General features: G+C 46.7%; 11 protein-coding genes. 8 read left to right on the forward strand and 3 right to left on the reverse strand.

What is annotated here, in order from left to right; translation table 11 throughout:
* Nucleotides 1-112: 112 nt before the first annotated feature.
* Together GGU45_RS04925 and GGU45_RS04930 are read right to left on the reverse strand one after the other, a co-directional pair.
* Complete coding sequence (locus GGU45_RS04925) at nt 113-706, reverse strand: RNA polymerase sigma factor (protein WP_435222551.1); 594 nt, start codon at nt 704-706, stop codon at nt 113-115.
* A gap of 474 nt (nt 707-1,180) precedes the next feature.
* Nucleotides 1,181-2,026 carry a sugar phosphate isomerase/epimerase family protein gene (locus GGU45_RS04930; protein ID WP_435222553.1) on the reverse strand — a complete coding sequence of 282 codons (846 nt, stop codon included), beginning with the start codon at nt 2,024-2,026 and terminating at the stop codon, nt 1,181-1,183.
* 406 nt (nt 2,027-2,432) lie between these two features.
* Between GGU45_RS04930 and GGU45_RS04935 the strand changes: the two genes are divergently transcribed.
* The 6 genes from GGU45_RS04935 to GGU45_RS04960 all read left to right on the forward strand — a co-directional run bounded on the left by GGU45_RS04935 (nt 2,433) and on the right by GGU45_RS04960 (nt 10,472).
* Nucleotides 2,433-3,008 (forward strand): IS1096 element passenger TnpR family protein, encoded by a 576-nt coding sequence (locus GGU45_RS04935; RefSeq protein WP_435222555.1) that lies wholly within the window; start codon nt 2,433-2,435, stop codon nt 3,006-3,008.
* Nucleotides 3,009-3,124: 116 nt separating this feature from the next.
* On the forward strand, nt 3,125-4,048 hold the full coding sequence (gene miaA, locus GGU45_RS04940; RefSeq protein WP_435222557.1) for a tRNA (adenosine(37)-N6)-dimethylallyltransferase MiaA: 924 nt from the start codon (nt 3,125-3,127) through the stop codon (nt 4,046-4,048).
* Nucleotides 4,049-4,186: 138 nt separating this feature from the next.
* A complete protein-coding gene (locus tag GGU45_RS04945; RefSeq protein ID WP_435222559.1) occupies nt 4,187-4,663 on the forward strand; it encodes an ArsR family transcriptional regulator in 477 nt (158 codons plus the stop codon).
* Nucleotides 4,664-4,681: 18 nt separating this feature from the next.
* Nucleotides 4,682-5,878 carry an efflux RND transporter periplasmic adaptor subunit gene (locus tag GGU45_RS04950; RefSeq protein WP_435222562.1) on the forward strand — a complete coding sequence of 399 codons (1,197 nt, stop codon included), beginning with the start codon at nt 4,682-4,684 and terminating at the stop codon, nt 5,876-5,878.
* 3 nt (nt 5,879-5,881) lie between these two features.
* A complete protein-coding gene (locus GGU45_RS04955) occupies nt 5,882-9,031 on the forward strand; it encodes an efflux RND transporter permease subunit (RefSeq protein ID WP_435222564.1) in 3,150 nt (1,049 codons plus the stop codon).
* A gap of 16 nt (nt 9,032-9,047) precedes the next feature.
* Complete coding sequence (locus GGU45_RS04960) at nt 9,048-10,472, forward strand: efflux transporter outer membrane subunit (RefSeq protein ID WP_435222566.1); 1,425 nt, start codon at nt 9,048-9,050, stop codon at nt 10,470-10,472.
* A gap of 115 nt (nt 10,473-10,587) precedes the next feature.
* On the opposite strand, the gene GGU45_RS04965 is transcribed toward GGU45_RS04960, so the two are convergent.
* Entirely contained in the window at nt 10,588-11,445 is an 858-nt protein-coding gene (locus GGU45_RS04965) for an RDD family protein (protein ID WP_435222568.1), read from the reverse strand.
* A 117-nt stretch (nt 11,446-11,562) separates the two neighbouring features.
* On the opposite strand from GGU45_RS04965, the gene GGU45_RS04970 reads away from it, so the two are divergent.
* Both GGU45_RS04970 and GGU45_RS04975 read left to right on the forward strand, forming a co-directional pair.
* Nucleotides 11,563-12,540, forward strand: coding sequence for a stage II sporulation protein M (locus GGU45_RS04970; RefSeq protein ID WP_435222570.1), 978 nt, complete (start codon nt 11,563-11,565; stop codon nt 12,538-12,540).
* The gene (locus GGU45_RS04975; RefSeq protein ID WP_435222572.1) at nt 12,533-13,327 is read left to right on the forward strand and encodes a hypothetical protein; all 795 of its coding nucleotides are present in this window, start codon (nt 12,533-12,535) and stop codon (nt 13,325-13,327) included. Before GGU45_RS04970 ends, GGU45_RS04975 begins: the two co-directional genes overlap by 8 nt.
* Nucleotides 13,328-13,335 lie beyond the last annotated feature (8 nt).

The raw sequence follows: 13,335 nt of genomic DNA on the forward strand, positions 1-13,335 counted from the left end.
TTCCCGACCGGGCTTCTTAAAGAGCCTCCTATATATATAGAGTATTGTTACGGGAAAAATGATGAGTCGGGCGAAAAAAAATTTCAACATTGCCCGTAAACCTGCGAGTTCCTCAGTGAATGAAAATACAACCGGCTATCACATAAGCAATAACAGCCCTCTCTCTCAGGAAATTTCTCATAAATTCAGTAGCCTTTGCCAGATGGCTTCGCACTGTATGCGGGGAAATATGAAGCTGGAGAGCAATTTCATCATTGCTCAGCCCCTGTTGCTGGCTAAGTCTGTAAACATTTTTCTGCTGAGGAGGCAGCTGATCCAGCGCCTTTTCTATCAGTCGCAGGCTTTCGTTGGAATCAACCGTTTGCTCTGTCGTATTTGTGCCCGGCACCCTGTATTGCAGCTGCGCTGCTGCAATGATCCGGCGCTGGTTAGCTTCTTTTTTAAGATATGCTGCCGTTTTATTCAGCAACACCCGGTACAGGTAGGCGGCCGGGTCCTCCACTTTTGCCAGATGCTTCCGGCTGATCCATAAACTCAGAAAAACATCCTGTGTAATTTCTTCAGCAATATCCTGCAGTTTGGTAAGCCTTAACGCCACTTTGAACAACTGAAACTTATGCAGATCAAAATAGGTTTTAAATGCCTGTTCATTGCCGGCACCGATCTGTTGGAACAGCACTCTATCACTATTTGGTTCTTTATTCATCAATAACCTCATCTGTCAGGCAATCAAAATTTACTCAAAATGCTGATAATGAACACATAGCAAAAAGACCAACCTCATATCACAAAAGCAATTTTTGGAATTAAAACACAGGATACAGTTGCAAGAACTGCTCCATCATGCGTAAAACTGACGAAAATACCCCGCCTCAACAACAACAAAATTGATAATATCTGATGCTATTTTTGCCCATCGATGAAAAATGCCGGTTTGCAGGAGGTCGTCCGCCGCAGCTTTTCCTCCAAACCCAACAAATAAACAGGGACCCGGTTTGGAGCTATCATGCTCAAAACACGTAAATATACTTAGCTATAAAGAACGGGTATGTGCAAAAAAATGCTCTGCCTCCGGGTAATCTCTTAGCCGGCCGACAAAGCACTATTATCTTCGACAATTAAAATTTTCATGCCTGCAAAATCAAGCAGGAGTTCCGAGCTCTTAGCTGACGGCCGCGAGCTACTTCTTCTTCGTGGCAACGATCATTGCCCTGAAATATCCAACAGATTCTGCAATTCCCATAAATGGATTATCCATATTGCGCTCATGCTCCAGACTTACCACTCCACTATAGCCCACTTTACGCAGCATTTTTACAAAGGCAGGAAAGTTGATGATTCCCCGGCCCACTTCTACTGAATAACCCTGCTTGGTTGGCCCTGTAACGTCTTTCAGGTGGATGTCAAATACTCTTGTATGATATTTTTTCAGATCGGCTACCGCGTCTTTTCCATTACGGGTATCATGTCCAATATCCAGGCACATCCCGATGCGCGGATCCAGGTTCTTAACATGGTTCCAAACATCTTCTGCGTCAGGGTACACCTTGGTATCCGGTCCGTGCAGATGAATGGCATATTTCATGTCATATTCCTTCACCTTTTTATCAACATAAGGGAGCAGGTCATAATTGGGTACCCCCACAATCAGTTTTACACCCACCCTTTTGGCATATTCAAAAGCACGGTCAATTTCGGCCTCAGATTTCATATAAATAGGACCTACGCCATAACCGGTTACCCCTTTTGCTTTCAGTTTTTGATGAAAAGCAGCAATCTGTTCATCGGTACTGTTCAATGGAAGGTGAAAATCCTTGATGCAGAAATAATGTACATCGGCCCGCTGCAGGGTTTGCAGGGCCGTATCCAATCCAAACCGGGCAAAGGTATAACCGGCCATGCCCAGTTTAAATTTTTCATGCGTATCGGCAGGCGGCTGCGGATCAGGACGTTTTGGGCCTCCCTGGGCCATCGTTACTACACTTAACTCAACTACCAGCAGTAGGAGCAAACAGATTCGTTTCATATTCAGATTCAACTTATGTTTAATACACTGTACAAGTGGCCCTAAAAATATTAAATGTTTAGCTGTCCGGACAAAAGTCAGCCGATATTTTTAATACAACGTTTTCGTTTGGAGCAGACTTTTTGTGGGAGCTACACTTTTTGCTACCCTCCGGGGTTGTTCTTCCAACTGCTTCGGGCTATCATTTTTCACCATTCTCCGTCTCTTGTGCGCCGTTGGGCGAAGCTTAACTTCAATCAACCGGGCTATCCGGGTTTGGCCCGGTTCTTGAAAATGTTATTCTACAAATATAAATTATGACCAATTTGTCAACCATATTCGGAGCATTCCTGTTCCTCTACGGCATTGGGATATTTGCAGCTATCCGGTTTAAAAAATAATGCCAGATTCTTTGTACCTTCGAATTATGGCTATTTTAAAATTCAGGGTATATTTTGAAGAAGATGACAGTGTCTACAGAGATATTGCTGTGTTGCATACCCAAACTTTTTTTGACCTGCACGAAACAATCCTTAAGGCATTTGATTTTGATAATAAACACCAGGCAACTTTTTTCCGGAGCAATGATCAGTGGCAGAAAGGCCGTGAAATAACGCTGGATCAATACCCCGACAAAATTTATAAAGTAACGCCCTTGCTGATGCGTACCACAACAATCGGCTCGGAAATAAAAAATACCAACCAGCGTTTTGCCTACAGCTATGATTTTCAGAAGCATTGGGATTTTTTGATCGAATTGATCAATGTATCAAAGGAGGGAAACGCTCTTGCAGAATATCCCAGGATTACCCGCACAGAAGGAATCAGTCCCAAACAATACGGAACCAAGGGCTTGCTGGGTGAGAAATTTGCTGATATTGAGGAGAAATATGATCTTACCCGATCTGCCGAAGGCTTTGGTGAAAAAAGCGAAGATGGCGAAGACGTAGGTGTTGATGAAGGTGAAGGTGGGGAAGATTATAACGATGGACTGGAAGATTAGCCGATGCCTGTTAAGATTGGGGACCGATAAAACATACCCGGTAATCCGGAAAATATAGCATTGACCATCCCCTGCTTCCTTTTCACCATTCCCTATTCACTATTGCCCATTCACAAATGTTGCCTCATAAAAACGTACTTATTGTTATTGCCGGCCCCACAGCCGTAGGCAAAACAGCCATCGCTATTGAAACCGCGAAGGCACTGGGGACGGTGATCCTTTCGGCAGACAGCCGCCAGTGTTTTAAAGAATTATCCATTGGTGTAGCCCGCCCTTCTGCAGCAGAACTGGCCACTGCACCCCATTATTTCATCGCTTCCCACAGCATTCATGATGAAATGAATGCCGCTCTTTATGAAACCTACGCCTTACAGCTGCTGAAAGAACTGTTTCAGCGTTACCCTGTCATTGTGCTTACCGGAGGTACCGGCCTTTATATAAAAGCGCTTCTCGAAGGTCTTGATCCCATTCCGGCGGTGCCTGAAATGATCCGGCAGAAAATAGCCCATGAGTACCAGGCAAACGGGATCGGCTGGCTGGAAACAGAGCTGGCAGAGAAGGACCCGCTCTTTGCCGCCAGGGGTGAAATGCGCAACCCGCAGCGGATGATGCGTGCCCTGGAAGTTGCAACCGCCACGGGCAAATCCATACTCGGATTTCAATCAAAAATCAGTGCAGAACGCCCCTTTGATACAATACGTATCGGACTCGAACTACCACGGCCCCGGCTGTATGAGCGCATTAACCAACGGGTAGATGCGATGATGAATGCAGGACTGGAAGCAGAAGTCAGCAACCTGCTGCCGTTGCGTCATCTGAATGCCTTACAAACAGTCGGCTACCAGGAACTCTTCCGGTATTTTGATAACACCCTTACCAGGGAAGCAGCCGTAGCCCTCATTCAACAGCATACGCGGCACTACGCCAAAAGGCAGCTGACCTGGTTTAAAAAACAACCTGGCTTTCACTGGTTTGACGCCACCGCTTACCCTACTATATTACCGTTTATAAAATCCCGGCTGGAACAACCCGCAAAATAACATCTCATTTTCAAACTTTTAAGAGGGTGGTTGTTAGTATCCCTTTTACCAGAAAATAAGAATTAAAGATTTTTTAATACCCGTTTGTTCGTATTTTACCGAACCAACCATATCTTTGCAGTTCGATTTTATATTACTATGATTATATCAGATGACAAAAAAGACCTGTACAATGACATGGTAACCTTTTATTCAAACTTATATGGGTTGCCACCGCTGAGTGCAAAAATTTATGTTTATATGATGTTTGATGTAAATCATGAGGGCTTTGTTTTTGATGAACTTCTGAACCGGTTCAATGTAAGTAAAAGCTCACTCTCTACCAGCTTACAAATGTTGCTCCAGCATAAATTTATTGAGTATATCACCCCCATTGATTCACGCAAGCGCAATTACCGGATCAATCCGAAGTTTATGGAGATACGGGTGGGGAGCGCCCTCGACAAACTTTTGTCCGAACGGGAGCTCATGCAACGCATGATACGGTGTAATAAACAGCTCAAAAAACCCAATGATGTTGTTATTAAAGCCGTTGGGCAATATGTTTCCATCTTAGATTCACATATCAAAACATTTGAAGACACACTTAAAAAAATAAAAACCATACATCAATAACCCGAAATCAGAACATATATGAATACAAAGATCAGTATTGTAACAGGCCCCCTCATCTTAATGCTTTTGGCCGCCTGCGGAGGAAAGAAGCAGGCCCCCAACCCCAATGCCGCCAAACCTTACCCGGTAATTGCCGTGCCGGTGAAGACGGTAACTGGTTACAGCGCCTACCCGGCAAGTATCCAGGGCCGCAATAACAATGATGTACGGGCAAAAATATCAGGATACATCAAAGCCGTACTTGTGGATGAAGGACAGGTGGTGCGCAAAGGGCAGGTGCTGTTCCGCCTGGAGACCAATACGCTTTCGCAAACCGCCGATGCAGCCAGGAGTGGTGTGGGTGCAGCAGATGCCAGCATCAGCGCAGCGGAAGCCAACGTAAACGCAGCGCAGGTAGAGGTGAGCAAACTGGCTCCGCTGGTGGAAAAGAACATTATCAGCAATGTTCAGCTTGAAACGGCAAAAGCCAACCTGCGCTCGGCACAAAGTCAGCTCCAGCAGGCCAAAGCCAATCGCGGCCAGGCGCAGGCCAACTACCGGAGTGCGGCTGCCAACGTGGAATACTCCATTATCCGCAGCCCTATTGACGGCATTGTAGGCAAGCTTCCCCTGCGGGTAGGCAGCCTGGTAGGGCCAACTGATCCCACGCCGCTTACCACCGTTTCGGATGTAAGTGAAATCTATGCTTACTTTTCGATGAATGAAAAAGAGTATCTGAACTTCCTGGAAAAAACACCCGGTCTTACGGTTGCGGAAAAACTCAACAATATTCCACCCGTTTCCCTGGAGCTGGCAAATGGCTCTGAATACGGGCAAAAAGGTAAGGTTAAAGCCGTTACCGGCCAGATTGATCCAGGTACCGGTACCATCTTATTCCGGGTATCGTTCCCTAACCAGGGAAGACTGCTGGCCAACGGAAACAGCGGCACCATTAAAATTCCAAAAACATATACCGATGTACTGGCCGTTCCCGAGGCAGCTACTTTTGAACAGCAGGGCATCATTTACGTATATAAGTTGAGCAAAGACACCGTAAACTCCGTTGGAGTAGGCGTTCTGGACCGCATCAATAATATGGCGCTGCTGGGTGGCGGCGTTAATAAAGGCGACACCATTATTGCTGCTGGTGTAGGCGGATTGAGGAATGGTGCAGCGGTAGTTCCGCGCCCCGCAGATTTTGACAGTATTACTAACGCCATTAAACCTGTTTTTTAAACCATGATTAAAACATTCATCAACCGACCGATCCTGTCTACGGTTATTTCTGTAATACTCGTATTACTGGGAATCCTGGGGATAATTTCCCTTCCCGTAACACAGTATCCTGATATTGCCCCGCCTACGGTAAACATAAGGGCAACCTATACAGGCGCTAATGCCGAAACCGTACAAAAAAGTGTAATCATCCCCATTGAAGAACAGGTAAACGGAGTAGAGGGAATGGATTATATCACTTCCACCGCAGGTAACGATGGGAGTGCCACCATTAACGTATTCTTCAAGCAGGGTATTAATCCGGATATTGCGGCCGTAAACGTGCAAAACCGGGTGGCTCGCGCTACGCCATTACTGCCGGCCGAGGTAACCCGCGCGGGTGTTGTAACGCAAAAACAGCAAACCAGCGCCCTGATGTTCCTCACCTTCTATACCACCAATAAGGAGCTTAATGACGTGTTCCTGCAGAACTATCTCGATATTAATGTAATCCCCGGTATTAAACGGATCTATGGCGTGGGCGATGCTACCGTATTTGGTGGAAAGTCGTATTCCATGCGCATTTGGCTGGATCCTCAAAAGCTGGCATCATACGGGGTGCAGCCCAGCGATGTAACGGCCGCCATCAATAGCCAGAGCCTTGAAGCTGCCGCCGGTTCCGTTGGCCAAAACAGTGGCAGCGCTTTTGAATACGTAATCAAATACAAGGGAAAATTCAATGAGCAAAGCCAGTACGAAGACATCATCATCAAATCATTGGGGCAGGGAGCATTTCTCCGCCTGAAAGATATTGCCACCATAAAACTGGACGCCCTTTCCTATGCTGGTGTGGGCGAAAGTTCCGGGAAGCCGGGTATCAGCATGGGCATTTTTCAAACGCCCGGATCCAATGCCCAGCAGATCATTGTCGATATCAAAAAGTACCTGGAAGAAACGGCAAAGACCCTGCCGCAGGGCATCAATTATGTGATCAACTATGACACCAATGAATTCCTTGAAGCCTCTATCGAAAAAGTGATTCATACATTGATAGAAGCTTTTATCCTGGTGTTCATCGTGGTATACATTTTCCTCCAGGATTTCCGTTCCACCCTCATTCCGGCCATCGCGGTTCCGGTGTCTATTGTTGGTACGTTCTTCTTTCTTAACCTGATGGGATTTTCGCTCAACCTCCTTACCCTGTTTGCCCTGGTGCTGGCAATCGGTATCGTGGTCGATGATGCCATCGTAGTGGTAGAAGCCGTCCATGCCAAAATGGACCATGGAGAGCGGGATCCCAAAAAGGCAACCATGGATGCGATGCACGAAATAACAGGGGCCATCATTTCCATTACGCTGGTAATGGCGGCGGTGTTCATTCCCGTTACGTTTATCAGCGGGCCTACCGGCGTGTTTTATAAACAATTCGGAATTACACTGATCGTAGCCATCCTCATCTCCGCGGTAAATGCCCTTTCACTCAGCCCGGCGCTCTGCGCCCTCATTCTGCGCCCGCATCCCGAAGATCACGAACATAAAAAACAAAATTTTCTTCAGCGCTTTTTTTCGGGTTTCAATGTAGCCTTTACGACTATGACCAAGCGTTACGGAAAAGCATTCACTTTTCTGATCCGTCATAAATGGGTTACACTCATTATCCTTGTAGCTTCCATGGGGCTGATCTTTTTCATCAGCAAAAAGACGCCAACCGGCTTTGTGCCTGCAGAAGACCGCGGTATCATTTTTGCCAATGTGGAACTACCGCCCAGCGCTACCATGGATCGTACCTACCAGGCCATGAAAGAGCTTACCGCCAAGGCCTCAAAAATACCCGGTGTACAGGGGGTTACTTTTAGCACGGGCCGAAGCCTGATTTCCGGTTCGGGAAGCAACTACGGTCTGGCATTTGTGAAACTGGCGCCGTTTAGCGACCGCAACGCAACAGACGGGCAAAGCGTGGATGACATCACCAAGAAGTTGTTTGGTATTGGCGCTTCCATACCGGACTCAAGAATGATCTTCTTTAGTCCGCCGAGTGTTCCCGGTTTCGGTAACAGCGCCGGCTTCCAGCTTTCGCTGCTCAATAAAGGCGGCCAGTCCATCGCCCAACTCGATGGCACCGCTCAGCGCTTTATCGGCGAACTGATGAAACGACCCGAAATTCAGTTTGCACAAACATCCTTTAACACAAAATACCCCCAGTATGAAATGGTGATCAATGTACCCAAGGCAAGCGAAGCCGGGGTATCAGTGAGCAGCCTTTTATCCACCATGCAGGGATACATCGGGGGCGTTTATGCTGCAGACTTTACCAAGTATGGTAAGCAATACCGCGTAATGGTACAAGCCCTGCCCGAAGCAAGAACCGATGCCAACAGTCTGAACTCCTTCTTTATTAAAACAGGGAACGGAGAAATGGCGCCCGTTTCGCAGTTTGTGACCCTCGAGCGCGTTTACGGACCGCAATCGGTTACCCGTTTCAACCTGTTCTCCTCCGCCGACCTTACCGGTGCCACCAATCCTGGTTACAGTACGGGTGATGCCATTAAAGCAGTACAGGAAGTGGCACAAACAACCCTGTCCACCAGCTATGGTATCGATTACTCTGGTTTGACAAGGGAAGAGATCAATGCAGGTTCGCAAACACTCATCATCTTTGCATTGAGCCTGATATTCGTCTATTTTATTCTTAGCGCACAATACGAAAGCTATATCATTCCCCTTTCGGTGGTTATTTCCCTGCCAATGGGGGTAATGGGCGCCTACCTGGGGCAATGGTTATTTGGACTGGAAAATAATATTTATTTCCAGATCGCACTGATCATGCTGGTAGGACTCCTTGCCAAAAATGCGATCCTTATTGTGGAGTTTGCTGTACAACGCCGCCATAAAGGCGAAAGCATTCCGATGGCAGCCATCAATGCGGCTAAAGCCCGTTTGCGGCCGATCCTGATGACCTCCTTTGCCTTTATAGCAGGTATGATGCCGCTGGTATATGCAACGGGTATCGGGGCTATCGGAAACCGATCCATTGCTACGGGTGCAGCCTCGGGGCTCCTGATCGGTACGATCCTCGGATTACTGGTGATTCCCGTACTCTTCGTGATCTTCCAGTGGCTCCAGGAAAAAATAAGCCCGATAAAGATCAATAAGGCAGAAAAACTATCCGAATAACCGTCTAAAAACAGATATGAAATCAAGAATTGATAAAACAATATACAGCGTCTTACCGGGATCACTGCTGGCAATGATCCTGCTCACAGGATGCTTTGCAGCAAAGCCTTACCAACGGCCCAAAGACCTGGTAGATGACCGCTACTACCGTACGGACCAGCTCCCTGCAGACAGTGCCAGTATGGCCAACGTTTCCTGGAAGGAGTTGTTTACAGATGACAAGCTCACCGGCTACATTCATAAAGCGTTGGAGCAAAACCTCGACATTCGCACCGCCATCCAGCAAATGGCCGCTGCAGAGGCTTATATGAAACAGGGTAAAGCCAATTTTTTCCCAACGCTTTCAGCAGGCCCCTCCGTTGCGTATCAAACCAACTCTCTAAACACGCCGCTGGGGAAGCTTTCCGGTGAAGACCGGCTCCATGTGGTCCAGTATGGCATTAGCGGAAATGCATCCTGGGAGGCCGATATCTGGGGAAAAATAAAAAGCAATAAAGACGCCGCCGTTGCTAATTTCCTGAAATCGCAGGCCGCACATCAGGCCGTAAAATCGGATCTGATCGCCGCCATTGCGGATACTTATTATCAGCTGATGTCGCTGGATGAACAGAAGAAGATCACCGAAGAAACGATCCGCTATCGTGAGCAGAACCTCGAAACAACAAGAGCGCTCAAAAATGCAGGCAGTCTTACACAGGTCGCAGTAAAACAAAGCGAAGCACTGTTATTAAATTCAAGAGGCATTCTTGTAAGCCTTGATAACAGCATCAAGCTGATGGAAAATTATTTTTGCATGCTGCTCAGCATTCCGCCTCAGCCCATCGGGCGAAATACGCTGGATCAGCAGCAGATCAATACCGCACTCGCCATTGGTGTTCCGGTTCAGTTGCTCACCAACCGGCCCGATGTAAAAGCAGCAGAGTTTGGATACATGAATGCCTTTCACCTTACCAATGCTGCAAAAGCGGGCTTTTATCCCTCTTTAACCCTTAGCGCGAGTGGTGGATTGCAGAGTGTGGATTTTGACCGGCTCTTCAGCGTCAGCTCCCTTTTTGCCACAGCAACGGGATCGCTGCTGCAACCATTGCTGAACAAGCGTCAGATCCGCACGCAATATGAGGTATCACAGGCCAGCCAGCAGATTGCCTACAACAGCTATAAAAAAACCATCTTAAACGCCGCAAAAGACGTTTCCGATGCGTTGTTTAGTTACGATGCGCAGCAAAAGCTGATCGGCTTCAAAAAGCAGGAGTTTGGGGAATATGATTCAGCAGCACAATACGCGCAAGAGTTAGTAAACAATGGCATGGGCAATTACCTGGATGTAATCACGGCTATGACTAATAAATTGCAGGCAGAACTCAATTATGTAGATGCCAAATATGGCAAACTCAGTGCCATTATCCAGTTATATAAAGCATTGGGTGGCGGCTGGAAATAAGCAGCAAACAACCAGATAATGGAAACGGGCAGCCCTGATGCTGCCCGTTTCTATTATAATATAACATGGAGGAGCTTTGCCCCTTTACCATAAAACTCTTTTGAAAACCACCCCCTTATTCAACCTGATCCATCGACCGGGAATTCGTCAACCCATGCTGATTTGTAGAAAGATAGTTATAGTCTTCAAGCAACTTGTCGAGGAATTGATACGGCTCCATGTCGGTTTCTATTTTCAGGTAGGATTTTACCCGGTCCGCGGCAGTCCTTAACCCTTCATATTTATAGGTTTTACGGGCATTATCCAGCAGATTTTTAATAATATTCAGGTCCCTGTCGGAGATCTGCATCACCTGCGGAAAAACCGGGACATAATCGCTCCTTACTTCCCGGAAGATCGTATCCGACAGGTCTTCATACCGGTTAGTCCGGATCAGGATAGTATGCGCCAGCAGATCCCCGATGCGCTGTGCCCTTTTCGAGGATGCTACCAACACAATATCGGTAACCAGGAAACCCAGGCCCAGGATAAACATAAAAAGAGTTTGCAGATTGGTGCCGCCGCCCATACTCAACAGTAATATCAGAAGAATCACGATCCAAAGATCCGAAACGCGCAGCAGCCAGCGTATCAGGAACTGGCTCACGCTGGCCTTTCCCCCGTTATGGCTCACCACACGCAGGTGCATAATCTTTTTGCCTACGCTTTGCCCATTGGTCGTTATTTCCATGATGATATGATACAAAAAGACAGGGGCAATCATCAGCAACTGTGCGGCCCACAAATTATGGCGTCCGTCCTCATCCCAGCTAAATGCATCACTAAACAACCTGGCCCCCAGCCAGCTGACGCTGATCAGGTAACAGACCTCTACAGCCATATCAATGAGCAGGGAAGCCATACGCCTTCCAAAGCTGGGCACTTCAAAAGCCACATCAATATTAAATGAAGTAGGTATACTGATTACAGGCATCAGGCATCTGTTTTACAGGGCAAAATACGGCTAAAATCGCAATCCGGAGCACGATATTTAGCCATCAGTATTGAAGTTTTTAAATAAAAATTGTATTTTGGCCAAAAATCAATTTGCTTGAGAGAAGCACTTTTCATTAAGAAAAACAAAGACCGCTGGCTGAAAAACCAACAGGAGCCCTCCACATCCCCGGATGAAATGGCCCGTTCCTTTACACAGTTAGTGGATGACCTCGCCTATGCTAAAACCTTTTATCCCACCGGCAAAACTACGGCATACCTCAATAAACAGGCATCAGATATGTACCTCAGCATTTATCAGAACCGGAAAGAAGATTCGGGCCGGCTGGCCTATTTCTGGAAGTATGAGCTGCCGCTGGTCATCAGGAAGCATCACAAAACCGTTTTATTTGCTCTTATCCTGTTTATTACATTTTTCCTACTGGCCTTTTTCATTGCAGCCAGAGACCATGAGATCGCGAATAATTTTTTTGGCGATAACTATGTACAAAAAACGATGGACAATATTGCAGAAGGCAACCCCTTTGGCATTTATGAAACCGGCAACCCGGTGTTGAGTTGGCTGGGGATCATGATCAATAATATACGGGTAGCCTTCCTGTTCTTCGTTTCCGGGATTTTTTGCGGTATCCCTACCATGTATAAATTGGCGGAAACGGGTGCAATGGTAGGTGTTTTTGATCAGCTTTTTGCTTCAAAGGGTTTTGGCCTTCAATTCTGGATGGTCGTTTTCGTACACGGCACGCTCGAGATAACCGCCATCATCCTGGCAGGGGCCGCCGGCTTTATTTTGGGAAAAAGTTTCCTGTTTCCTGGTACAAGAAAACGTATGGAAGCATTTAGGGACGGTGCCAGGGATGGTGTAAAAATTATGATCGGTATTTTACCGGCCTTTATTATTGCCGCTTTTTTTGAAGGGCTTTTTACCAGGCTGTACAACAATATGTCCTGGTTTACCACACTGCTGACTACCGCGTCCGTACTCTTTGTGATCTGGTACTTTATTATTTATCCCATTCAGCTGGCCCGGAAGGACCGTAGCATTATAAAGGAGGGCGCAACGGATCATGCATAGCCGGTTACGTTCTATATTGCGGCTCCGCTGCAGCATTTGTCTGCTGCTGATCACCATTACCGGTTTTGGACAGGTTGCCGACTCCATTGCGGTACCGGCGTCAGACACATCAATCATTTATGATGAAGTCGTAGAGACACCGGAAAGAACCACCCGCTCTTTTAGCCCTGTTGAGAGTTTTGAACAGGAGCGCATAACAGTTCGTACGCTACCTGACAGTTTCGTAAACCGTCTCCGGAAAGACGGCGACTTCAGCTATGTAAAAAAAGGACTTAAGCATGCATCCGAAACAACACCGGCATCCACCGATGGCCAAAGCAGATCCTTTCGCCTGTTATCCGGTTTACTATCTGCACTCCCCTATATTGCCATCGCTGTTTTCATAATCCTGCTGGTATGGTACCTCACAAGCAACAATTTTATCCTGCTCAAAACAAAAAGCAAGTCAATAGCGCCTGCTTCCGCAACGGAAGAACGTCAGGATATTTTTTCCATCGATTATGCTACATCTATCCGTCAGGCACTACAACAAAAAAACTACCGGCTGGCCATCCGCCTTCAATACCTGGAGTTGTTAAAAAAATTGTCCGAAAAAGAACTCATCCACTTTGTACCCGACAAAACAAATTTCGAGTACCTGTCACAAATGCGTTCCTGCTATTACTATGACGATTTTTTTGCTGCAACACGCCATTATGAGTACAGTTGGTACGGGTTATTTGATATTTCAGAAAATGCGTACCAGAAAATAAACAGCACCTTCCAGCAACTCAAGCAAAAATTATAACGGTCATT

It is taken from the genome of Niabella hirudinis, from assembly GCF_051201075.1.
Lineage (GTDB): Bacteria > Bacteroidota > Bacteroidia > Chitinophagales > Chitinophagaceae > Niabella > Niabella hirudinis.

What these genes read in the sequence shown, in the direction of transcription:
- GGU45_RS04930 (WP_435222553.1), bottom strand. Translation starts at nt 2,026, where the DNA reads ATGAAACGAATCTGTTTGCTCCTACTGCTGGTAGTTGAGTTAAGTGTA.
- GGU45_RS04960 (WP_435222566.1), top strand. Translation starts at nt 9,048, where the DNA reads ATGAAATCAAGAATTGATAAAACAATATACAGCGTCTTACCGGGATCA.
- GGU45_RS04965 (WP_435222568.1), bottom strand. Translation starts at nt 11,445, where the DNA reads ATGCCTGTAATCAGTATACCTACTTCATTTAATATTGATGTGGCTTTT.
- GGU45_RS04925 (WP_435222551.1), bottom strand. Translation starts at nt 706, where the DNA reads ATGAATAAAGAACCAAATAGTGATAGAGTGCTGTTCCAACAGATCGGT.
- GGU45_RS04950 (WP_435222562.1), top strand. Translation starts at nt 4,682, where the DNA reads ATGAATACAAAGATCAGTATTGTAACAGGCCCCCTCATCTTAATGCTT.
- GGU45_RS04955 (WP_435222564.1), top strand. Translation starts at nt 5,882, where the DNA reads ATGATTAAAACATTCATCAACCGACCGATCCTGTCTACGGTTATTTCT.
- GGU45_RS04975 (WP_435222572.1), top strand. Translation starts at nt 12,533, where the DNA reads ATGCATAGCCGGTTACGTTCTATATTGCGGCTCCGCTGCAGCATTTGT.
- GGU45_RS04935 (WP_435222555.1), top strand. Translation starts at nt 2,433, where the DNA reads ATGGCTATTTTAAAATTCAGGGTATATTTTGAAGAAGATGACAGTGTC.
- miaA (WP_435222557.1), top strand. Translation starts at nt 3,125, where the DNA reads ATGTTGCCTCATAAAAACGTACTTATTGTTATTGCCGGCCCCACAGCC.
- GGU45_RS04945 (WP_435222559.1), top strand. Translation starts at nt 4,187, where the DNA reads ATGATTATATCAGATGACAAAAAAGACCTGTACAATGACATGGTAACC.